Genomic DNA, 21502 nt, shown 5'->3' on the forward strand with positions numbered 1-21502 from the left:
CAAAAAAGGCAGCGAATTTCGCTGCCTTTTGTGTTGTCGACAAAGTCAATCTTATCACTCAGACTAAAACGGGCGTTCTTCTTGTTGGTCAGTCAAGAGCAGTGGGCCATCTTTTGTGATCGCGACCGTATGCTCGTATTGTGCAGACAACGTACCGTCAACTGTCCGCGCCGTCCAACCGTTAGCATCAAGAGTGCTGTTGTACTTGCCGATGTTTACCATCGGTTCGATTGTAATGACCATTCCTTCTCGTAAGCGTAGTCCTTTGCCTTGAGCACCGAAATGGAGCACTTGTGGAGGCTCGTGCAACGTCGGTCCAATTCCATGACCAGTGAAGTCGCGGACAACGGAATAACCTGCTTGCTCAACATGAGATTGGATCGCGTAACCGATGTCGCCTAGGCGGTTGCCTACGTGTGCTTGTTCAATCCCTTTGTAAAGGGCTTCATGGGTAATTTTCATCAAATCTGAAGCTTGTTTGGATACGGTCCCTACCGCGTAAGTCCAGGCTGAATCGGCAAGGGCGCCATTAAGGTTAAAAACCGAGTCAATCGTGACTATATCCCCTTCGTTTAAAGGTTGTTTTCGTGGAAACCCATGGCAAATTTCATCATTGATCGACGCGCACGTGGCATATTTATAACCGTTATAGCCTTTTTGTTCCGGGGTTGCGCCATGTTTTTTTAAGTAGGATTCAACGAAGTGGTCAATTTCTTCTGTTGTCACTCCAGGTTTGATCCGTTTCGCAATTTCTAGATGGCAGTCGGCCAACAATTTCCCCGCTTCATGCATTAGCGCAATTTCACGCTTCGATTTAAGTGTTATCATCGTATCGCCTACTTTCTTTCTTAACATATGTGCTTATGGTTGGGCACGTTCACAACATCGATGCATTCTTCAATAGTGTAACGCATTTTTGCAAAAGTAGGTAGCAGAGAGGGCGTTTTTGCCAATTTTGTGGGAACAACATCGATGTTTCTGTAAATGATTAAACGAGCGTTCACGCCGTAAACGAGTTGTAAATAGCCTGTATGTTGCATACACGTAAGTGTAGGCAGGCAACATGCGCTGCATGATAGGAGAAGAGCGGGTTTCACTGACAATTCGTTTACTAATGCAGAAGACCTTATCCTTGCAAAGTTTAAATCTTTCTGGCTATTATGGATTGGAAAGAAAGGCGTATACAGCAATTGGCGCTAGAGGAGGTTATATCGATGGATGATCGTTTGTTTAAAGCGGCGATGGGAAAATTCGCTACAGGCGTCACTGTTGTATTGACGAAGTGGGAAAATGACAACCATGGCATGACAGCAAATGCATTTATGTCTGTTTCCCTAGAGCCGAAGTTGATTGTCGTTTCAATTGCTAATAAAGCAAGAATGAAACCGATTATCGAACAATCCGGAAATTATTCGGTCAATATATTGGCCACAGGCCATGAAGACTTGTCCATGCATTTTGCAGGGCAGAAAGAGTTGGCCCATGTCGACTTTAGCGAGTTTGCGGGCATTCCCGCGATAAAAGGGGCCATTGCGACCATTGCCTGTGATGTCCACGATACGGTCGTGCAAGGTGACCATACGTTGTTTTTCGGCAAAGTGAGGGATGTGCTCGTTACAGACCGAGAGCCGCTTGTCTATTATGAAGGAAAGTATAAAAAAATCTAACGTGCAAGCGTTAGTCGGGGGCTCGGTGCGGAGGACAAAATGGCAACGGCTCCCTTTTTTTGCAGACTGAAAAAGAATGCACATTGAAAAAATGGGAAAAGGGTTTTGATTGAACAGTCAGAACCCTTTTTTTCTATTTTGTTTCCTGCTTCCTATCGTCAAAAAAGCCCGCCTTGTTCAATATGAAAGAAAAAGGAAAACAACAAAAAAAACAGTGGTACGAGCGTAATTGCAATGCCAGCAAGACGTGTAGATTGGCGAAATTGGAGGGAGAAGCCGCACACCCATACAACAAATAACAACAAGTAGGCAGGAGCGAATTGCCTGGTGCCTTCCGCGTTTTCTGTATGGGAGCTTAAATAAAGGGACGCGAGAAAAACTAAGATGCCGGCTACAGCGTTAAATGAGTGCCTCAAAATGGCCATAGAAACAGACAACCCCTTTCCTTACAACGTATGCAAACAGGAAGGGGAGAATGCAATGTAAATTAGTCGTTCCGGTTGTTTTCCAAGGGCAGTGCGTATGTTCGAGCAATTTGCTCTGCAACGGCTTCTAGGTAGGCGGCACCATTGGCAATTGCGTCGGCCAATGGGATCGCGCCTGGGGCAAGAGAAAAGGCCGCGTCAATTCCGTGGTCGAAGATCGCTTCATAACCATCGCCTAGTTGCCCAGCTACAGCGATGACGGGGATTTGTTGTGCTTTGGCTGCTTTCGCAACGCCAATTGGTGTTTTGCCGTAAGGGGTTTGCGAATCGAGCCGCCCTTCTCCTGTAATAACGAGCTCTGAGCCAGCAATACGCTTGTGGAAACCGGTTGCTTCTAAAACGAGGGTAACGCCAGACTCGATTCTTGGTTGAAAGAAGGCGAGCAATCCTGCTCCTAAACCGCCTGCTGCTCCAGCGCCAGCAATGTCCTGAACTTGTTTGCCGAGCTGTTGTTCAATGACAGCGGCATAATGGGAGAGCGCTCTTTCCATTTCTGCGATCATTTCTTGAGTAGCGCCTTTTTGTGGGCCATAAACGGCTGAAGCTCCTTTTGGCCCAAGCAACGGATTGTCGACATCACAGGCAATTTCAAGCGAAGCACCTGCAAGCAGGGGGTGCTTTGTTTCTGTACGAATGCGAGCAAGCTTGCTAAGGGAGCTACAGCCTCGTTGAAGCTCTTTCCCTTCAGCGTCTTCGAGGCGGATGCCAAGTGCCTGTGCACAACCTGCACCGCCATCATTAGTGGCGCTGCCACCTAGACCGAGAATAATCCGTTTAGCGCCCTGTTCCAGTGCGTCTTTTATTAACTCGCCTGTTCCAAATGTTGTCGTTTGCCGAGGATCGCGTTTATCTTTTGGCACGAGATGCAAGCCAGACGCTGCCGCCATTTCAATGACTGCTACTTGTTCGTTTTTGGCTAAAGCATAGGCTGCGTCGACTTGGTTACCGAGCGGTCCTGTTACAGTGGCAGTACGAATCGTAGCACCAAGTGCATCGGCAAGTGATTGAACCGTCCCCTCTCCTCCGTCGGCCATAGGGATGCATTCGTAAATGGCATTGGGGAAAACCCGTTTAAATCCTGCTTTAATCGCTTGTGCCGCTTGGAGCGCAGTCAAACTTTCTTTAAACGAATCAGGGGCAATTGAAATTTTCTGCATCGTTATCTCCTTTCGTGAATGGAATCGTGGAAAACGCCCCTCGCTGTTGGGCTTTAGCGAGTGCAGCCGTTTTGAGATGCAATTGCGCCAAGTAGACCATGTGAAGGGGCATTACACTGTCAGCAACGTTCCACTTCACAGTTACGCTAGGCGCTGTTGCGTTCAATTCAATTTTTTGAAATCGGTTACAATCTCTATTATAAAGCAATGATGACCTGTAATCACTGTGGCGAAGCACAAAGGAAACGCGTCTACAAGAGTTTTCCTTGTTCTTGTAGACAATTTAATTGGTACAGCACACAGGCGATATACAAATCAGTTAAATCACGAATTACTTTTGGGTTTTTTCCAGTCAGCGCCTTGATTTTATTTAAACGGTGGTGGACTGTATTGCTGTGTACAAATTGGTGATTGGCGATTTTCTTAATATCACCATTGTGGATAAAGTACTGTTTGATTGTCTCCATCAGTTCAGCAGATTGATTGGATGCGAGCAGTGGAGAGAGCAGCGTCAAAAAAGGTTGAATCGTTCCTGATTTTTGCCACTCAAATGTAAGGCCTTCGAGCATTGTTTCCTCAAAGTAGAGCAGCTTTCCAGAGAAGCTGGCTTCTTCATAAAGAGACAGTGCTGCCCTAGCTAAGTTGCATGAGGAAGCAACTGTGCCAAAGGAATCGGCGACTGGCCCAGCAGTGGCGATTAGCAGACAGTTGTTTTTTTGTAAAAACGATTCGAACCGTTTTTCTTCAGGTCGTGTTTCAAAAAAGAACTGTTCTCCTCGCTCTTCGTATTGAAAAAAATGGCCAAGTTCCTTCGGGAAGGTTTGGTCGAACGCCTTTGACAACGCCCAAACACGCAACGGCAGAAAAAGGGAGTCAAGACCAGTTGCCTGTAGCCTTTCTGTAAAAGCACGCTCGTCTTCGACTTCGCCAACAACTAAGGCACGTAGTAACTGATAGGCAATTCGTTCGTTTTGCCGAAGCTGCTCACTTAAATAAGCTTGGTTGACTAACAATTCGGCCGCCATTTGCACAAGCTCAGCATACGGCGCCACCTCCAAGGGATTCCCCGTTATGCCGATGACGCCGACTGATTTTCCTTGAAAACGGATCGGCAAATTGATCCCAGGTTTTGTCCCTGGAGGACAGTCGCCATTTGGGTTGATAGAGATCGTTTTCCCTGTTCGCAAAACGTCGACCGCAATTGAATGAATGTCAAAAAGCCGCTTTTTTTCTCCGCTTGCAATTACTGCCCCTTCTGCATTCATGATGTTTACATTATAAGGAACGATCTGCATTGTCCGTGTGACAATTTCGTTGGCCAGTTCATGTGTCAACATCTAGAACCCCCCTTATTGGTGGATAGACAAGGACTTGGCTTTCATGCGCTTAAACACGGTTTGTACATCTTCTGGCTTTAAAAACTCAATTGGCGATACATGTTTATCAAACTGGACTTGATCTGCTTCCACAAGTAGCACATAACGGTCGCCAAGTTTTGCTAAATGGACGGTTTCACCAAATTCAGCAATGGGCACTTTAATGTCTGTATCGCCGAGCTTCATTCGTGTCGAAGCATCAGGAGCATGTTCGGCGATTTGCGCAGAGGCTTCCATCACTTCATGGGTAGAAAACTGTTCTTGCAGCTCTCTCGTTTCGCTCGAAGCCCAAAGTTCGATTTTTTCGGAGAAAGCGTTGCGTTCTTCTACAGAGTGGGCAAATGCTTCCTCTGCGTGTTCTTCCATAATCGTTTGTACCTGTGTCCGCAAAATTTGCGGCATTGAATCTCCATATTCGACGTAAGGAAGGAAATCTTCGAAATATCGGGCGTGGGAAGACTGGTGGATTTTGACTTCCGCTTGTTCCACCATGCCTTCCTCAATCATATGTGGGTATTGAATGGATTTCATATTTTTCGTTGTAATCGCCCGTTCGACTTTTTTAATCAGTGTTTTTGAATCGGCAAGCGTGGCGACGTTCTCTTGAAAATCGCATTTGAGCACGAATAAAAATAAGTCACTGTAATACTTTTTGGGCACAGCTTTGCAAACTAAAAAGACGCCTCCGCGCACGGCGCTTGTCTGTAGGTAGGTTTTGACAAATGCTTCGCTTTCTTTATGGAAAGCAGCAACTGAGTCGGCCGTTAAGGCACGTTGAAAGAGGTTATAATTTGGATTAGAGCTTAAAGGATGGCCAGGCTCTGCTACAAAGCGGCCGATTTTAGTCGGCGCTGCGTCTGAATTTGGATGGTGCTGTGCTTTTCGTTTGACGATTTTTTTTAGCTCCCCTTCTAAAAAGGCGGAAAGGGGGCTTTTTTCAAAAGCATTGGTGTCTAATGTTTGGTAATGGCTATATTGTTTTGTATCCGTCTCATGGTCGACTTGAACGGCATAAAAAGATAAATATTGAACGGTAAATTCCATATGTACTCCTATTAAATCATTGTGATTGCTTTTGTTTAACAAACAGTATAGCATGGTGACTGTCAACGACCAACAGAAAGCAAACTATGGGCTTTTGTCAAATTGGTTGTGTGATATTAATGAAATCTGCTTGAATCAGCTACATCAAATATAGAATCGGTTATACTAGGTAAAAAGGAGCAAGAGGGGTGTGAAATGCGTTGAAGCAAGTCCTGTTTGCTGTAGGTGCGCTATGGTGTTTGGCAGGCTGCGGACAAAATGACGGCATCTCTTTTACAGAAGATGATGTTGTTCAAACGGAAGGGACGATTGTAGACGTCGAATTTGAGGGTGATTACCAAGCGAATGCAGACGCCAAAAAAAACGTAGGCGTGTCTGGTGAAAACGGCGAACCTGCACCAACGATCACTTCGTTTGATGTAGACGCAAATCCGCAAATGAATGTCCTTATAAATAGAAGAACTGAAATATATGTCAAACACTTAAATGATTATTTACGTGTCGATCAGTCCTTTCTAAAGCCTGAGCTAGAAGTAGAAGTGTACGGGGAACCAACAACGTCTCAACAGCCAGAAGAAACGAATGCGACAAAAATTGTCATTTTAACAAAAGAATATTCAATTAAAGGAATTGTATCGAATGTCAATGAGGAGCAAAACACATTCTTTGTTTTAGGGGAAGACGGCCATTATGAATCTGGCACACGTTTTCATTACGACGTAGCAACGGAAGTACTAGAGCTTGTCGATGAAGATGAATATGAACCATTAAAATCCGAAGACTTAGAGAGTGGCCTCGTCGTAGAAGTGGTGCCGAGAGGGAATGTAGAGGAAAGCATTCCACAGGAAGCAGATGCTGCCCGTGTCGTCGTCGTCGATGAGGATAAAGAAGAGCTAGAGAGCCTTGAGCAGGAAACGGAAGAAGATGAAGATGATCAAACGGATGAGCAGGAAACGGGCTCTGCCGATACAGGGGATGAAAATGAGTGATAAGTAACAAACGGATCGGCATGTTCATTGTGGCTTGCTTTTTGTTGACGCTTGCAGCGTGCGGAGGAACCGGAAGCGAGCAAGGACAAAATGAAGAGGGCGTACCGGACGTGTCTGTGGAAGAGACAGAGACACCAATTGTCTCAATGGAAATGGAAAATGGCGGCATTGTCAAATTAGAGCTTTATCCAGAGATTGCTCCTCAAACAGTCAATAATTTTGTCGCGCTTGTGGAAGATGGTTTTTATGACGGCCTGACGTTTCATCGGATTATACCAGGGTTTATGATTCAAGGTGGCGATCCAAATGGAGATGGCACAGGTGGTCCAGGTTATGAAATTAAAGGCGAGTTTTCAAGTAATGGTATTGATAACCCCCTCTCCCATGAGCGTGGCGTCATTTCGATGGCAAGAACGCAAGAACCGGACTCAGCTGGCTCCCAGTTTTTTATTATGCATGAAGATGCTCTAAATCTTGATGGCGACTATGCTGCCTTCGGAAAGGTAATTGACGGCATGGACGTTGTCGATGAGATCGCCGAACAGACAGAGACAGAAACAGGTGGAGCACAAGAGGGCAGGCCAGTTGTCGGGCAAGAGCAAGTGATCAAGAAAATGACAGTTGAGCGCTAACGAATCGATTCCTTTTCCTATTAGCTAAACGTTTGCTACTCGCTTTTCTGGGAATGGTTTTATAAACTCAAAAAGGGAGCTGGTCCACTTGAAAGCAGTTGGGTTATACCGCTATTTGCCGATTGAAGACAAGGAAAGTTTCGTAGAAGAACAAGTACCAGACCCCGTGCCAAGTGGTCGGGATTTACTGGTCGAAGTAAAGGCTGTGTCTGTCAATCCTGTTGATACGAAAGTAAGAGCTCCTAAAGACAAAACGGAGGAGGCCCTTCGCATTCTCGGTTTTGATGCTAGCGGGGTTGTGAAGGCTGTAGGCGAAGACTGTGTGTTATTTGATATAGGCGATGAAGTTTTTTATGCTGGCAATATTACGAGGCAAGGATCGAATGCCGAATTTCAACTAGTCGATGAACGGATTGTAGGCCCAAAGCCAAAATCGTTATCTTTTGCAGAAGCGGCAGCGATGCCTTTAACGTCTATAACAGCTTGGGAAGCATTGTTTGACCGTTTGCGGATTAGCGAAGGGGATGCAGGGAAATCGATTTTGCTAATTGGCGGGGCTGGAGGCGTTGGCTCAATTGCGGTCCAATTGGCCGCTAAAGCGAAACTGAATGTGATTGCGACTGCTTCAAGGCAGGAAACGGCGGCATGGTGCAAAAGCATGGGCGCCCATCATACGATCAACCATAAACAGGAATTGCTTCCCCAACTCCAAGAGCTTGGCTATAAAGACGTTGATTATATTTTCTGCATGGCTGATACGAATGAACATTGGGATGGGATGGCTGCCTGCATCAAGCCTCAAGGCGCCATATGTGCGATCGTCGAAAATAAACGGACTCTTGATATGACAAAAATACGTTCGAAAAGCGTCACTTTTTCTTGGGAAGTTATGTTTACGCGTCCTATCTTCCAAACTGAAGATCAAATCGAACAGCATCGCTTGTTAGCCAACATAGCTGCTATGTTTGATCGCGGTGAGTTAAAACAGACAATGACAAAAACGCTTTCACCGATGAATGCAGAAACGCTCAAAGAAGGGCACCGTCTGTTGGAGCAAGGAAACATGATTGGCAAACTTGTGATCATAAACGAATGACCATACACCGGCCTGGAAAACAAATAGAGCAGTTATTCCGCCCTTTTCTAAGAAGGGCGGTCTTTTTAGCTAAACCGTAAGAAAGGAAAGTTGTGTATAATAAGGCTGCAGAATAAGAAAAGGAGCGATTTGATGACTGTTGTATTTGACTTGCATACACACCACCATCGCTGTGGCCACGCCCTTGGAGAGATAGAGGATTACATAAAGGCGTCGATTGCAAAAGGGATGGACTATATTGGCATTGCTGATCACTCGCCGTATTTTTATAGCGACGAAGACCAACTGTATCCTGGCATTGCGATGGGGAAAAGCGAATTAGCTAACTACGTCGAGGAAGTGCTGGCGTTAAAGAAAAAGTACGAGCAACAAATCCATGTCCTACTAGGAATGGAAAGCGATTTTTTTCCAGATCACCAGGATCTGTACAAACGTATGTATGCGAAATACCCTTTTGATTACATTATTGGCTCCGTCCATTATGTAAATGAGGTCAACATTTTTCGAAAAGGACGTTGGGAAGGCTTAAATCATGCAGAGCGTGTCGAAGTGAAAGAGGCGTATTATCGACTGATTCAACAATCTGCAAAAAGCGGAATGTTTCAAGTGCTAGGCCATATTGATGCCATGAAAGGATTTTATCCAGCGTTCTCGGCAATTGAAACACCAATTATTGAAGAAACGCTTAAAGTGATTGCCGATGAACAGGTCGCCATCGAAGTCAATACGTCTGGAAAAACAAAAGATTGTGGTGGTTGGTATCCTTCTCATGAAATATTGGAGCGTGCCCACCATTATGGCGTGCCTGTGTCATTTGGCTCAGATGCCCATACGCCTGAGCGTGTTGCTGATGATTATCATGAAGTTCAACGTATGTTAAAGGAGATTGGATTTAAAGAGATGGTTTTCTTTGTTGGGAAAGAGCGGAAATCCGTGATTTTATAAGAAAAAAGAGCCTAAAAGGTAGGCTCTTTTTTAATGCGGGTATCGTGAGCAGGGGAGAAAGTAGAGGGTAGACCCGGAATTGAGTGCAAAGGTATATCCATTTGGATAATAAAACCATTAATCTATGCATTTGACCGGGTTTTATAAATAGGGAAAAGGACTTGTTTTTTTCTTTTAGTTAAAAATTAAAGATGAGTTGGGAAAATAGTAAAGGGTATTGGCATAGTCTTTTATGGAGCCTGAAAATGAAAAAATAGTTCTATTTTCTCACAGGAATGCCGATTTTTAGAATAGACAAAAGCCCTATGAATTTTGTTGTTGTTTTCTGCATTTTCGATATAATTCGGTTATGCACGACAAAAAGATTCAGAAAGGGTGTTTTTATTTGAAAAAAGTGCGTACGTTAAGCGGCCGAAAAACGATGTACCTTAGTGCGCTGTCCCTTTGCATGGTGGCAAGCTCTGTACCGGTTGCACCCCAGTTGGCAATCGCTGAAAGGGGAGAGGCGCAATCGCTCTTTTTGGCTGATGATATTGATTTGGCCAGTAAAGAAGACGTTTCGGTTATTGTCGAGTTGGATGAACTTCCAGAACAAGTAGCCCTTGCTGTTTCGAAAGAACTTGAAGACGATTTGACAGAGGAAGAAGCACGGGAAAATGTACAAGAATCGCATGAGCAATTTAAAGAAACATTGGCGGATGTGCTGGATACGTCCAGAAGCGCTTCTTCTTATGTAGAACGGGAATATACAGCAATTTTTAACGGAGTTTCTGTCAACTTGCCAGCAAACAAAGTGGAAGAGTTGCTTGAACGTGAAGGCGTAAAAGCAATTTATAGCAATGATGTGGTGGAGTTAATCAAGCCCGTCGAAGAAAAGGCCATTGATGAGCCTGTGGAAGCGATGATGGTGGACAGCATTCCTTTCCTTGGTATTCATGAGCTCCATGAACATGGACTAACAGGAGCAGGTGTAAAAGTCGGCGTTATCGACACAGGCATTGACTATGAACACCCTGATTTAACAGCTGTTTACAAAGGCGGTTATGACTTTGTCGACGATGATGATGACCCAATGGAAGCGACTTATGAGGACTGGCAAAACTCAGGAATGCCAGAGTTTAATGCCAATGGAAGTTCATACTATACGAGCCATGGCACACATGTCTCCGGTACAGTGGCAGGAACAGCAGAAAATGATTCAGAATATGCTGTCACTGGTGTGGCTCCTGAAGTCGATTTGTACGCCTATCGTGTACTTGGCCCGTATGGCTCAGGAACAACGGCTGATGTGATTGCTGGGATTGAGCAATCAGTAATTGATGGCATGGATGTGATCAATTTGTCACTCGGCAACAATTCCAACGATCCAATAGCACCAACGAGCATTGCGACAAACAATGCCGCTTTGGCTGGAGTGACGGTCGTGACATCAGCAGGAAATAATGGCCGTAATGGGCTCGGCACTGTGGGGGCTCCTGGGGCAGCAGCGTTGCCTATTTCAGTAGGAGCAAGCAATGTTTCTCTTACCATTCCTGAATTTTCGAGTACGTATCAATTAGGGGAGGAAGAGCTGACAGGCGACCTCCGTGTCATTGCCGAATCTTTTGCAGGCAATCTAGAGGATTTCAGCGACCAAACGCTTGAACTGGTTGATGCCGGTCTTGGTACCGTCGCAGAATTTGAACAAGTAGACGTAAACGGAAAAGTCGCTTTTGTCATACGCGGCGAGCTTTCATTTGTCGATAAAATCGCAAACGCCAAAGCCGCTGGAGCAGAAGCCATTATTATTTATAACAATCTTCCAGGGGATGGCCATAATCCGATTTATGCCGGCGCGGACCACAACTATATCCCTAGTTTTTCTTTAACCTATGAGGACGGAGAGGCTATCGCTTCATTATTGGAAGACGGGGCAACGGTAACGTTTGGCGAAATGAGTGGCAGTGTGACTACTGGTGATTTGCTAGCTGAGTTTAGTTCTCGGGGGCCAGTCAACTACACAGCGGCAATTAAACCAGAAGTGGTTGCTCCAGGGGTCGATGTCCATTCAACTGTGCCAAGCTATATGGCAGGACCAGAGTTTACTGGCGATTACGAGTTTGCCTATCGACGCTCGTCAGGTACGTCGATGGCTTCCCCTCACGTGGCTGGGGTTGCGGCGCTCATGATTCAAGCCAATCCAGAACAGACGCCTGCCGACATTAAGACCAAATTAATGAATACGGCTGTGCCAATGACAGAGGAATACAATGTGTTTGAAATAGGGGCAGGGCGGATCAACCCAGTTGCTGCTATCGAATCAACGGTTATGATCCAGGCATCGATTGACAGTTACCATGTTGAGGACGACCTTTTAGCCGTGATTCAAGACAAAACAGGCGGGCTAAGCTTTGGTTTCGTTAGTACGGATGCAGGCAATATTCGGGAGCGTCACAGCCTACGCTTAATAAATAACGGCGATGAAGCAAAGACATTCAATGTACATGCATCCTTCCACACCGTCAATGGCACGCTTCCAGCTGGAGAGAATGGCCTGACTCTGCAAACCAATTCAGCGATTACAGTTCCTGCCGGTGAGACAGTCGAGAACAATGCATTTTTAATTGCACCGAAAACGGCGGCAGAAGGGTTGTACGGAGGGTACATTACGTTGACAAACGTCGATGACCAAAGTGAAGTATATCGAATTCCGTTTGGCACTTATGTTTCAGAAGAAGCATTGGTTGCTCAGCCAATTGGCACACCCGTCTATGCTTTTGATTTTGCATCTTAATAAAGAAGGGGTGCTCCCCTTTTTTTGAGGAAGCTGGTTTATTTATGGTCAACATGTGGAGGACAATCGGAAAATTGGCGATTACCGGGATTGCATCGTTTTTGTTCTTCCTCGTTCTCTTTTTTGTCCTTCAAGGAAAAGGCAGTGACGGCAGAGGACCTGAGCTGTTTGGCTGGACAAGCTATACCATCTTGTCCAACAGCATGGAGCCAACGTTTGCCGCCGGAGATGTAGTCATCATGAAAAAGAATGAGGAGCCCAGCATTGGCGATGTTGTGACGTTTATGGCTCCTGAACGGCGCTTGTTCACACACCGGATTGTTGAGAAGTTTGAAAGCGATGGAAAGACGTATTATAAGACGCAAGGCGATAACAACAACGTTATAGATGAAAACCCGATCGTAAAAGAACAAATTGTTGGCACCCATGTGTTAACCATTCCTAAAATTGGTTTAGTTGCTGAAAAAATCAATCAACCAATCGGTTATGGTTTGCTGATTGTCGTGCCGATTGCTGGGTATTTGGTGTTGTCGTGCTATGAAACCATCCAAAAAAAACGTAAGGAGGCTTCTTGATGAAGAAAGTAAAATCATTGAAATTAGCCATGATCGCTACAGCTTTTGTAGGAGCGTTAGTTGTTGTTCTCGGATCAGGAGGGTCGTTTTCATGGTTTACAGGGGAAACGTCCGCTACTGGGGAAATTAAAAATGGAACGCTGGAAATTAACCATGGCGAAGACATTGACGGCAACATCGTCAAAGCGGAAAGTTTTGCTCCTTCACAGCTGATCTTTGGCGATTGGCTTTCAATTGAAAATACAGGCACCCTCGACACTCATTTGCAAGCAACCTATGACCACTCTGTCGACTTGAATGTACCAATCGATGCGTATAAAGTTGGCTACATTGCGATTAAGTATACGACAACGCCAGGTAGGGATGTGTATGAAGATGCACAATATAAGTTAGACCAATTGTTTAATGGCATTACTAATGAAGTCCAGTCTTTTTCACATACTGCCGAGCCAAATGGCGTTGAAGTTGTAGCTGCCTTAATTGATGAACAAGCTTATGACGAAAATGCAGATCAATTTGTGCTTGGCGATGGCAGCTTGCAAGGAGCTGATAACGAGTTTTGGCAACTGGATGAAGGCCAATACATCGATCTTAATTTCGGCGTTAAATTAGATGAGAATGCAGGCAATGAATACCAAGGAGCTGTTTATACTGCTTCACTTGAAGTACTAGCCAAGCAAACAGACCAAGGCGCGAAGTGATCCAGTCAGTGGAGGTTGTCGGCATTTGCCGACAACCTTGTTTGTTGCCTACTAAATTAGAAGCTGCTATTTTGCTGGTTGATAAAGGTAGCAGCCTTGTTCATGGCTGTTCACTAAGCCAGCAGCTTCCATAAAAGACTGGCAAGTGGTTGGCCCGACAAAGGCCATACCAGCAGATTTTAACACTTTGCTGAGCGATTTAGCTTGTTCGGAAAGGTTGTCCCGTTCATTTGGAGCAAAGGACCAGATAAAATTCGCAAAGGAGCCGTGCTCGTTTGCAAGTGTACGAGCTACAGCCGCATTTGTAAGAACGGCACGGATTTTTCCTTCATGACGAATGATCGCTTTCATTTCTTTTAAGCGTGCTACATCTTCTTCTGTAAAACGGGCCAATGACTCCCAGTTAAAGCTAGCGAATGCTGTTCGAAGCGCTTCTCGTTTTTTTAAGATAGTTAGCCAGCTTAATCCTGACTGCATAAGCTCTAACATGAGCATTTCAAATAGTTGTTGGTCGTCATAAGTAGGCCGCCCCCATTCGTTATCATGGTAGTGCTCGTAGAGGGGGATGTCACTTACCCAACTACAACGCTTTGGCATAGGAACCTCCTCGTTTGAACGATTAAGCCGGAGCAGCTGTTAATAAGCAACTGGCCATTTTTCTTTTACATAAGCCATTTCCCAAAAACTGTACTCTAGTTGACAGCTTTTTAAAAAGTGGTCTAGCATCCGCTCTTTTTCTTGTTGCGTAGCATGTGCCGCAAGCTCGTCGAGGCGTTTACAAAATTGTTTTGTTACGCCCATTTCTCCGTTCGAGCGGTAAAAGGAAATCCAATCGTAAAATGGATGGTTTGCTTTTGGCTGGAACGTTTCGTACAAATAGTCGCCGATCGCTTGGTACGTCCACGGACAAGGCAAAAGCACAGCCAATATTTCGGCGAGAGAACCACGGTGGGCAACATCAAGCATATGGCGTGTATAATGGTGGGCAGTCGGGGCAAGTGGCTCATACTGCAAATCCTCATAGCGAACGCCTGCCACCTCGCAAAAATTATGGTGAGGATGTGTTTCACTGTGTAAAATAAAGCCGATTTGTTCAGTGAACATCGCAATATCTTCGCGGTTTTCGCACCGGCTAATAGCAATGCCGTATATTTGCATAAACGTATTTAAGTATTCAAAATCTTGTTTAACGTAATGAATAAGGGAATCTGCAGGCAACGAACCTTTACCAATACCTTGCACAAACGGATGGCTAAAAATGGCTTTGTAAATCGGGTCGGCGGTTTTGCGAAGTTCGGCAGTAAAACTCATAAAAATCGTCTCCTCCTTTTTTTCCACAAAGGGATGCCTGCCGCAAGAAAGGAGAGTTGCTCTAAATGGATAAGCAATCGTTCTCCACTTCCCTACGCTGGTATAAGCCAGATCAGGTTCAAAGGGTCAAAGCAGCGCTTTTCTCAGCCAGTCGGCTCCCCTAGTGGTTCTTCTTAAAGTGAACCATATCTTCAGACAAAGTGCAAATGCGATTTTGACTAGATTGCGAGAATGGATAGCTGTTAGTACGTTGCCATTGGGTATTTCTCCGGCAAAAAAATCATTTGCAAGGCACGCTAGAAGGTGTTATGATGCTTCGTAGACTAAAAATAGACAGATAAATGAAATGTTGTAAGGATAGGAGACAGCATGAAATCATACGTAATTGATCGGATGTATAAAGCATCTGCAGGGGTTGCCAATGCAGTGCTTGTTACGTTAGGTATTGGGCTTTTATTTGAATCTTTCGGCAATATTTTTGGTTGGAGTGCGTTTGTCACAATTGGCTCCATTACAAAAATTCTTCTCGCACCGGCGATTGGCGCTGGCATCGCTTACCAGCTAGGAGGAAACACGCTCGTCATTTATGCGGCTATGGCTTCCAGTACGGTGGGTGGCAATGCAATTCGCTTTGTTGAAGGTTTGCCTGTTCTCGCATCAGGACAACCTGTGAGCGCTGTTATTGCAGCAGTGGCAGCGACTTATGTTGGCAAACGACTAACAGGAAAGACGAAACTGGATATGATGGCGATTCCTTTCTCCGGTATCTTTGTTGGTGGGCTTGTAGGCCTTGTCATGGCAGCCGTTACGACACCGATGCTAGAATGGATAAGCGCGCAACTGGCTACGTCTGTACAAGGATCGCCCATTATCGCACCAATGGCCATCGCTCTCACATGGAGCATTTTGCTTATGACACCAGCTTCATCAGCTGCGCTTGCGATTGCTTTGCAAATGGACCCCATCTCAAGTGGTGCAGCATTAATTGGTTGCACAGCCCAGTTTGTCGGTTTCACACTTATGTCTTGGAAACAAAACGATGCTGGCGCCTTACTTGCCCAAGGGCTTGTCACGCCAAAAGTACAGTTTCCCAATTTAATTAAAAACCCGCGCCTCTGTTTGCCTCCGTTTGCCGCAGCAATTATTTGCGCTCCGATTGCTTCACTCGCCTTTCAGTTCCAAGTTTCGTATGAGCTTGCCGGTTTAGGCTTGAATTCTTTGATTGCGCCCATTACGATTTTTTCCACACAAGGAATAACAGGTTTGTTCATTTTTATAGGCACAGGCATCATTTTGCCAGGGATCATTTCGTTGGCACTATACGAGCTAGTCAAACGGACTGGCTGGGCGAAAGCAGGCGATTTGCATATTAAGTTGCAATAATGGAGAAGAAGGTACTAAAACGTGAGGCTAGGCGAATTCATGGCCGCACACAACACATAGACTTAATAAAAAGCACGTGCCAGTCGAGGCTGTGGTTGAAATAGAAAAAGACAAAGCTCAGCGTGGAAGCCGAGCTTTGTCTTTTTCTTATCCTTCAATTTTCCGTTCAGCTCGTTTTTCTGACTGTGCTGCTTGTTCGCCATCTTGTGGTTTGCTCGATAAGAACCATCCAGCAATGACAATAAGAACTAATACACCGTAGAAAAAGAGCTTCCAGCCTGTTGAGTGTGGGAATTCGTGTGGGATCAACGCAATGGCATCATGGGCAAGCACTTGCACCGTCAATTTGACGCCAACCCAGCCGACAATGATAAAAGCGGCCGTTTCGAGGCCAGGCCGTTTCTCGAGCAGTGCAACAAATTTTGTAGCTGCAAAGCGCATAATTAAGAGGCCGATAAAACCGCCAAGAAAGACGACAATAAATTGGCCGATGTCCATACTGCCAACCGTGCCGAGATTAGTTGGCGTTAAAGCGGTGGCCAAGGCAACGGCAGCTAAAATTGAATCAACGGCAAAGGCGATGTCGGCGACTTCGACTTTTAACACAGTCGTCCAGAAGCCGCTTCCTTTTTTGGCTTTCGTAATGCCGGCCTTTTCCTCGCTTTTCTTGACAATATGCTTTCTGTATAAATGGTTTAGCGCAATGAATAATAGGTATGCGGCACCAATCGCTTGAACTTGCCAAATATCGACCAGAAAAGAAATGATAAACAACGAACCTAGCCGAAAAACAAACGCGCCAGCCAAACCGTAAAAAAGCGCTTTTTTACGTTCTTTCTCAGGCAAATGTTTGACCATAATCGCTAGAACTAGCGCATTATCAGCCGCCAATACACCTTCCAATGCAATAAGCACAACAAGCACCCAGCTGTACTCTAAAAGTAATGATACATCCATCGCTCCACTCGCCTCTCTTTAGTTAATGTCCACTCCAGCTCGTTTTCACCAAAGAGAGGAAAGAATGCACAAAAAAGACCTCTGCCTTGGTTTTTAAAACGAGGCAAAGGTCTTGCTAGACATTTATGTATCATGCCAACAACAAAGCCGGTGGATATTCCACGTAATGACGACTTTGGTTCAAGTTATGTCAATAACTTGCAGCTACTCCCCTTTGAAGGAATGTTATGCAATTAACGATAGTATACGTGAAGATTAATAGAAACGTCAAGTCTTTTTAAAAAATAGGATGGGCAGGGCATGAATAAGCCTGCTCTTGGGTAAACATGAAGTATAGGAGAAAGGTGTGATTCAGGTTGGAAAAATACAAACATCACATCGTCGAAACAGGGGGCCACACGTTTCATATCGTATCCGCTGGACAAGAAGACGGAGAACTGGTCCTTTTACTACATGGATTTCCTGAATTTTGGTACGGATTTCGCCATCAAATCAATGCATTGGCAAAAGCAGGGTACCGCGTCATTGTGCCAGACCAGCGTGGCTATAATCAGTCCGATAAGCCTAGAGACATCAAAGCTTACACGCTCGATGTCCTACGAGATGACTGTGTAGCTTTTATGAAAGCGTTCGGGCGGAAACAGGCTTATTTAATCGGCCATGATTGGGGAGGGGCCGTTGCTTGGCATCTAGCTGCCTCGAAGCCAGAACTTGTGAAAAAGCTTGTCGCCATTAATATTCCCCATCCAGCCGATATGCGTGTTGCTTTAATGAAGCACCCATTGCAGCTGTTCCGTAGTGCATATATGCTGTTTTTCCAAGCGCCGCAGGCCCCAGAGAAGCTACTTGCCGCCAGAGATTTTGCCTACTTGGAAGCTGGAATGACGAAAACAGCCAATGAGCGGGCTTTTACAAGGGCGGAATTGCGCCACTATAAAACAGCTTGGCGGCAGCCAGGAGCGATGAAAGGAATGCTTAATTGGTATCGTGCCATCCGTTTCCAAGGGTTAGACAGGAAGGGCAAGCTTGATCTGCCAGTTTCTGTGCCGACAAGGATCATTTGGGGAGCGAATGACCTGTTTTTAGGAAAAGCACTCGCGCAAGCAAGTTTAAAAAGGTGTAGCAATGGCGATGCCGTGTTAGTAGATGGGGCTACCCATTGGCTCCACCATGAGCATCCTGAAATCGTGAATCATCTCATGCTTGAACATTTACAAAAACAAAAAAAGCGGCTTTGGCCAGTGTGAAGCTGTGCCGCGCCGTTGCGTTTTGGCAATCAGTCTGGTACGATACATGTGTTATCTTAAGGGAGGTTTTCATCATGATCATTACAAAGACGACTGCCAAGGCCGCTAACTGAATACTGTCTAGCTGTGTACCAGTGTAAACGGGAAAGGTGCGTCTAAGTAATGAAGGCCGAACCTTAAATTAAATACCCTCGTTTGCCCACACAGGCTTTTTAGGCGTGTGTATTTTGTTATGCCTAATAAAATCAAAATAGACATAACAACTGGAGGACTTATTATATGCATGAACAATTGAGACAAACGACACAACCAACAATTATTGTTGGCGTGGAGTTGCAAAAAGACACGGATTTCCACTATTCGATGGAAGAGTTAAACAATTTGGCCGATGCTCTTGATTTGCAAGTCGTCGGACAGCTCACGCAAAAACTGCCTGTACCGAATCAAGCGACGTATATTGGTGCTGGCAAAGCGTCTGAGCTTTCCATGATGTGTGAATCCCTTGAGGCTACACTCGTTGTGTTTAATGATGAGCTATCGCCCTCACAAATCCGCAATCTTGAGAAATTGCTCGAAGTAACCGTTTATGATCGGACCATGTTGATTTTAGACATTTTTGGCGAAAGGGCGAAGACGAAAGAAGCTCAACTCCAAGTAGAAATGGCGCGGCTCCACTATTTGCTGCCACGGCTCGTCGGCATGCGCGCTTCATTAAGTAGGCAAGGCGGCAGCGGCACTGGCTTGGCCAACCGCGGCGCCGGGGAAACAAAGTTGGAGCTCGACCGCCGTAAAATTGAAGCACGTATTCATGCGTTGGAAAAAGAGCTGGAAGACGTTGTCAAACGACGCGAATTGCAACGCAAACGCCGGAAAAAACAAGCGATGCCGGTCGTTGCCTTAGTTGGCTATACAAATGCAGGGAAATCGTCGCTGATGAATACGCTGCTGGACAATGCCGAGGAAAAGAGTGTGTTTGAAAAAGATATGTTGTTTGCCACTCTTGATACGTCTGTGCGCAAAGTGGAACTTGACAAAAACCATTCTGTTTTATTGGCGGATACGGTTGGGTTTGTTTCTAAATTGCCAACTCACCTCGTTAAAGCATTCCGCTCAACACTGGAAGAAGCGCGAGAAGCAGATTTGCTGCTGCACGTCGTCGACTATTCAAATGAACGCCATCGCGAAATGGCAAATACGACAAATGAAACACTTCAGGCGATGGAAATCGATCGCCCCATGATTTATGTTTATAACAAAATGGATCGATTGAAAGGGGAGTTTCCTCAAGCGCATGGCGATGAGCTGTTTATATCAGCTAAGGCTAAACAAGGGCTTGATTTATTGGCACAGAAAATAGCAAGCTATGTTTTTCAAGATTTTGAAAAACATCTGTTCATCGTTCCTTATTGTGACGGGGAGGCGGCTGCCTATTTAAACAACTATGCCCATGTTCACACGCAACGTGCTGAAGAGGACGGCTGGCATATTGTCGCCGATTTGCATGAACGTGACTTGAAGCGGGTTGAGAGCTACTGTGTTTCAAAAGAACGTTAATGAAAAAGCCATTTGAATGTTTCTCGTTCAAATGGCTTTTTGGCGACTATGATAGACTTGTTTCGTGGTTTTACGACAAAGACGAATCTGCCTGTTACACGTTTTTTAAATCAGCTTTCGCTCGTTCAATTGTCGCCGAGTCGTACCAGTCGCTGTAAGTGAGAATATGTTTAGAAAGCCGCGTATTTAAGCGCAGTCTTTTGCGTTCTGTACCGGCTGGTTTGTGGACAGTTTCCACATCCATCGACCTCCTTTTATTTGTAGCTTTCCCCACTTGAAACCGTTTTAATCAAAATTGAAGTGAGAAGATTCATTTAACTTATTGTTAATATTTGTTTCCCAATAGGCAAATCTTTCTAACTTTGATACGTTTAAACTACCAGCTTGGACAAGTTGGTATAAAAATGAGGAGGGAACCGAATGAAGAAACCGTTGGGGAAAATTGTCGCAAGCACCGCACTACTCATTTCTGTCGCTTTTAGTTCATCAATTGCATCGGCTGCTGAGGAAGCAAAAGAAAAATATTTAATTGGCTTTAATGAGCAGGAAGCTGTCAGTGAGTTTGTCGAACAAGTAGAGGCAAATGATGATGTCGCGATTCTCTCTGAGGAAGAGGAAGTCGAAATTGAATTGCTTCATGAGTTTGAAACGATTCCCGTTTTATCCGTTGAGCTAAGCCCAGAAGATGTGGACGCGCTTGAGCTCGATCCAGCGATTTCTTATATTGAAGAGGATGCGGAAGTAACGACAATGGCACAATCAGTGCCATGGGGAATTAGCCGCGTGCAAGCGCCAGCTGCCCATAACCGTGGATTGACAGGTTCTGGTGTAAAAGTTGCTGTCCTCGATACAGGTATTTCCACTCATCCTGACTTAAATATTCGTGGTGGCGCTAGCTTTGTGCCAGGGGAACCATCCACTCAAGATGGAAATGGGCATGGCACGCATGTGGCAGGGACGATTGCCGCTTTAAACAATTCGATTGGCGTTCTTGGCGTAGCGCCGAGTGCGGAACTATACGCTGTTAAAGTATTAGGTGCCAGCGGTTCAGGTTCAGTCAGCTCGATTGCCCAAGGATTGGAATGGGCAGGAAACAATGGCATGCACGTCGCCAATTTGAGCTTAGGAAGTCCGTCGCCAAGTGCGACACTTGAGCAAGCTGTTAATAGCGCTACTTCTAGAGGCGTCCTTGTCGTAGCGGCGTCTGGTAATTCAGGAGCAGGCTCAATCAGCTATCCAGCCCGTTATGCGAACGCAATGGCAGTCGGAGCTACTGACCAAAACAACAACCGCGCCAGCTTTTCACAGTATGGCGCAGGGCTTGACATTGTCGCACCCGGTGTAAACGTGCAGAGCACATACCCAGGTTCAACGTATACCAGCTTAAACGGTACATCGATGGCTACTCCTCATGTTGCCGGTGTAGCAGCCCTTGTTAAACAAAAGAACCCATCTTGGTCTAATGTACAAGTCCGCAATCATTTAAAGAATACGGCAACCAGCTTAGGAAGCACGAACTTGTATGGAAGCGGACTTGTCAATGCAGAAGCGGCAACACGCTAATTAATAATAAAAACGCTGTGCTTAAAGGGCACAGCGTTTTTTTGTGT

The 21502-nt window shown here is 45.4% G+C and carries 21 protein-coding genes and 1 riboswitch; of the genes, 12 read left to right on the forward strand and 9 right to left on the reverse strand.

All coding sequences use genetic code 11. The annotated features are described in order from the left end of the window. Window positions 1–63: 63 nt before the first annotated feature. Window positions 64–828: a type I methionyl aminopeptidase gene (map, locus tag N6H06_RS13555; RefSeq protein ID WP_062748053.1), complete on the reverse strand. Its 765-nt coding sequence runs from the start codon at window positions 826–828 to the stop codon at window positions 64–66. 386 nt (window positions 829–1214) lie between these two features. Between map and N6H06_RS13560 the strand changes: the two genes are divergently transcribed. Then, window positions 1215–1667 carry a flavin reductase family protein gene (locus tag N6H06_RS13560; protein ID WP_062748051.1) on the forward strand — a complete coding sequence of 151 codons (453 nt, stop codon included), beginning with the start codon at window positions 1215–1217 and terminating at the stop codon, window positions 1665–1667. Window positions 1668–1825: 158 nt separating this feature from the next. On the opposite strand, the gene N6H06_RS13565 is transcribed toward N6H06_RS13560, so the two are convergent. From N6H06_RS13565 to N6H06_RS13580, 4 genes are all read right to left on the reverse strand, one after another. Continuing rightward, complete coding sequence (locus N6H06_RS13565; RefSeq protein ID WP_062748049.1) at window positions 1826–2092, reverse strand: hypothetical protein; 267 nt, start codon at window positions 2090–2092, stop codon at window positions 1826–1828. A 62-nt stretch (window positions 2093–2154) separates the two neighbouring features. Next, window positions 2155–3309 (reverse strand): glycerate kinase family protein, encoded by a 1155-nt coding sequence (locus tag N6H06_RS13570; protein WP_062748047.1) that lies wholly within the window; start codon window positions 3307–3309, stop codon window positions 2155–2157. 251 nt (window positions 3310–3560) lie between these two features. Next, on the reverse strand, window positions 3561–4646 hold the full coding sequence (locus N6H06_RS13575) for a CdaR family transcriptional regulator (RefSeq protein WP_062748045.1): 1086 nt from the start codon (window positions 4644–4646) through the stop codon (window positions 3561–3563). 12 nt (window positions 4647–4658) lie between these two features. Beyond that, window positions 4659–5729 (reverse strand): DUF3900 domain-containing protein, encoded by a 1071-nt coding sequence (locus N6H06_RS13580; RefSeq protein WP_062748043.1) that lies wholly within the window; start codon window positions 5727–5729, stop codon window positions 4659–4661. 200 nt (window positions 5730–5929) lie between these two features. Between N6H06_RS13580 and N6H06_RS13585 the strand changes: the two genes are divergently transcribed. The 7 genes from N6H06_RS13585 (at window position 5930) to N6H06_RS13615 (ending at window position 13440) form a co-directional block, all read left to right on the forward strand. Then, window positions 5930–6718, forward strand: a complete 789-nt coding sequence (locus tag N6H06_RS13585) for a hypothetical protein (RefSeq protein ID WP_263707159.1) — start codon at window positions 5930–5932, stop codon at window positions 6716–6718. Continuing rightward, on the forward strand, window positions 6715–7350 hold the full coding sequence (locus tag N6H06_RS13590; protein ID WP_238583326.1) for a peptidylprolyl isomerase: 636 nt from the start codon (window positions 6715–6717) through the stop codon (window positions 7348–7350). Before N6H06_RS13585 ends, N6H06_RS13590 begins: the two co-directional genes overlap by 4 nt. 88 nt (window positions 7351–7438) lie before the next feature. Next, window positions 7439–8446, forward strand: a complete 1008-nt coding sequence (locus N6H06_RS13595) for a zinc-binding alcohol dehydrogenase family protein (RefSeq protein WP_062748039.1) — start codon at window positions 7439–7441, stop codon at window positions 8444–8446. 132 nt (window positions 8447–8578) lie between these two features. Then, window positions 8579–9391 carry a histidinol-phosphatase gene (locus tag N6H06_RS13600; RefSeq protein WP_062748037.1) on the forward strand — a complete coding sequence of 271 codons (813 nt, stop codon included), beginning with the start codon at window positions 8579–8581 and terminating at the stop codon, window positions 9389–9391. A 394-nt stretch (window positions 9392–9785) separates the two neighbouring features. Further along, on the forward strand, window positions 9786–12164 hold the full coding sequence (locus tag N6H06_RS13605; protein WP_263707300.1) for a S8 family serine peptidase: 2379 nt from the start codon (window positions 9786–9788) through the stop codon (window positions 12162–12164). 44 nt (window positions 12165–12208) lie between these two features. Next, window positions 12209–12739: a signal peptidase I gene (locus N6H06_RS13610; protein ID WP_062748033.1), complete on the forward strand. Its 531-nt coding sequence runs from the start codon at window positions 12209–12211 to the stop codon at window positions 12737–12739. Further along, window positions 12739–13440, forward strand: a complete 702-nt coding sequence (locus tag N6H06_RS13615) for a TasA family protein (protein WP_062748031.1) — start codon at window positions 12739–12741, stop codon at window positions 13438–13440. Before N6H06_RS13610 ends, N6H06_RS13615 begins: the two co-directional genes overlap by 1 nt. A gap of 66 nt (window positions 13441–13506) precedes the next feature. Here the strand turns inward: N6H06_RS13615 and N6H06_RS13620 are convergent, their stop codons facing one another. Next, complete coding sequence (locus tag N6H06_RS13620) at window positions 13507–14037, reverse strand: DNA-3-methyladenine glycosylase I (protein WP_263707164.1); 531 nt, start codon at window positions 14035–14037, stop codon at window positions 13507–13509. A 39-nt stretch (window positions 14038–14076) separates the two neighbouring features. Beyond that, a complete protein-coding gene (tenA, locus tag N6H06_RS13625) occupies window positions 14077–14751 on the reverse strand; it encodes a thiaminase II (RefSeq protein WP_263707166.1) in 675 nt (224 codons plus the stop codon). Between the two features lie 72 nt (window positions 14752–14823). Further along, window positions 14824–14923, reverse strand: a riboswitch (TPP riboswitch). Window positions 14924–15108: 185 nt separating this feature from the next. Between tenA and N6H06_RS13630 the strand changes: the two genes are divergently transcribed. After that, complete coding sequence (locus N6H06_RS13630) at window positions 15109–16134, forward strand: PTS transporter subunit IIC (protein ID WP_263707302.1); 1026 nt, start codon at window positions 15109–15111, stop codon at window positions 16132–16134. 147 nt (window positions 16135–16281) lie between these two features. Here N6H06_RS13630 and N6H06_RS13635 read toward each other — a convergent pair whose 3' ends face one another. After that, window positions 16282–17091 carry a TerC family protein gene (locus N6H06_RS13635; RefSeq protein WP_062748023.1) on the reverse strand — a complete coding sequence of 270 codons (810 nt, stop codon included), beginning with the start codon at window positions 17089–17091 and terminating at the stop codon, window positions 16282–16284. 356 nt (window positions 17092–17447) lie between these two features. On the opposite strand from N6H06_RS13635, the gene N6H06_RS13640 reads away from it, so the two are divergent. Both N6H06_RS13640 and hflX read left to right on the forward strand, forming a co-directional pair. Beyond that, on the forward strand, window positions 17448–18338 hold the full coding sequence (locus N6H06_RS13640) for an alpha/beta fold hydrolase (RefSeq protein ID WP_062748021.1): 891 nt from the start codon (window positions 17448–17450) through the stop codon (window positions 18336–18338). A 279-nt stretch (window positions 18339–18617) separates the two neighbouring features. Beyond that, on the forward strand, window positions 18618–19892 hold the full coding sequence (gene hflX, locus N6H06_RS13645; RefSeq protein WP_263707170.1) for a GTPase HflX: 1275 nt from the start codon (window positions 18618–18620) through the stop codon (window positions 19890–19892). A 94-nt stretch (window positions 19893–19986) separates the two neighbouring features. Here hflX and N6H06_RS13650 read toward each other — a convergent pair whose 3' ends face one another. Then, on the reverse strand, window positions 19987–20130 hold the full coding sequence (locus tag N6H06_RS13650; RefSeq protein ID WP_193754491.1) for a hypothetical protein: 144 nt from the start codon (window positions 20128–20130) through the stop codon (window positions 19987–19989). Between the two features lie 182 nt (window positions 20131–20312). Here N6H06_RS13650 and N6H06_RS13655 point away from each other — a divergent pair, with 182 nt between their 5' ends. Beyond that, window positions 20313–21455 (forward strand): alkaline protease, encoded by a 1143-nt coding sequence (locus N6H06_RS13655; protein WP_263707172.1) that lies wholly within the window; start codon window positions 20313–20315, stop codon window positions 21453–21455. Window positions 21456–21502 lie beyond the last annotated feature (47 nt).

The sequence above is a fragment of the Shouchella tritolerans genome (genome assembly GCF_025770735.1).
Lineage (GTDB): Bacteria > Bacillota > Bacilli > Bacillales > Bacillaceae_D > Shouchella > Shouchella tritolerans.

Bases quoted from the DNA above. Each gene is read 5' to 3' on its own strand.
- map (WP_062748053.1), bottom strand. From the start codon at position 828: ATGATAACACTTAAATCGAAGCGTGAAATTGCGCTAATGCATGAAGCG.
- N6H06_RS13560 (WP_062748051.1), top strand. From the start codon at position 1,215: ATGGATGATCGTTTGTTTAAAGCGGCGATGGGAAAATTCGCTACAGGC.
- N6H06_RS13565 (WP_062748049.1), bottom strand. From the start codon at position 2,092: ATGGCCATTTTGAGGCACTCATTTAACGCTGTAGCCGGCATCTTAGTT.
- N6H06_RS13570 (WP_062748047.1), bottom strand. From the start codon at position 3,309: ATGCAGAAAATTTCAATTGCCCCTGATTCGTTTAAAGAAAGTTTGACT.
- N6H06_RS13575 (WP_062748045.1), bottom strand. From the start codon at position 4,646: ATGTTGACACATGAACTGGCCAACGAAATTGTCACACGGACAATGCAG.
- N6H06_RS13580 (WP_062748043.1), bottom strand. From the start codon at position 5,729: ATGGAATTTACCGTTCAATATTTATCTTTTTATGCCGTTCAAGTCGAC.
- N6H06_RS13600 (WP_062748037.1), top strand. From the start codon at position 8,579: ATGACTGTTGTATTTGACTTGCATACACACCACCATCGCTGTGGCCAC.
- N6H06_RS13610 (WP_062748033.1), top strand. From the start codon at position 12,209: ATGGTCAACATGTGGAGGACAATCGGAAAATTGGCGATTACCGGGATT.
- N6H06_RS13615 (WP_062748031.1), top strand. From the start codon at position 12,739: ATGAAGAAAGTAAAATCATTGAAATTAGCCATGATCGCTACAGCTTTT.
- N6H06_RS13620 (WP_263707164.1), bottom strand. From the start codon at position 14,037: ATGCCAAAGCGTTGTAGTTGGGTAAGTGACATCCCCCTCTACGAGCAC.
- tenA (WP_263707166.1), bottom strand. From the start codon at position 14,751: ATGAGTTTTACTGCCGAACTTCGCAAAACCGCCGACCCGATTTACAAA.
- N6H06_RS13635 (WP_062748023.1), bottom strand. From the start codon at position 17,091: ATGGATGTATCATTACTTTTAGAGTACAGCTGGGTGCTTGTTGTGCTT.
- hflX (WP_263707170.1), top strand. From the start codon at position 18,618: ATGCATGAACAATTGAGACAAACGACACAACCAACAATTATTGTTGGC.
- N6H06_RS13655 (WP_263707172.1), top strand. From the start codon at position 20,313: ATGAAGAAACCGTTGGGGAAAATTGTCGCAAGCACCGCACTACTCATT.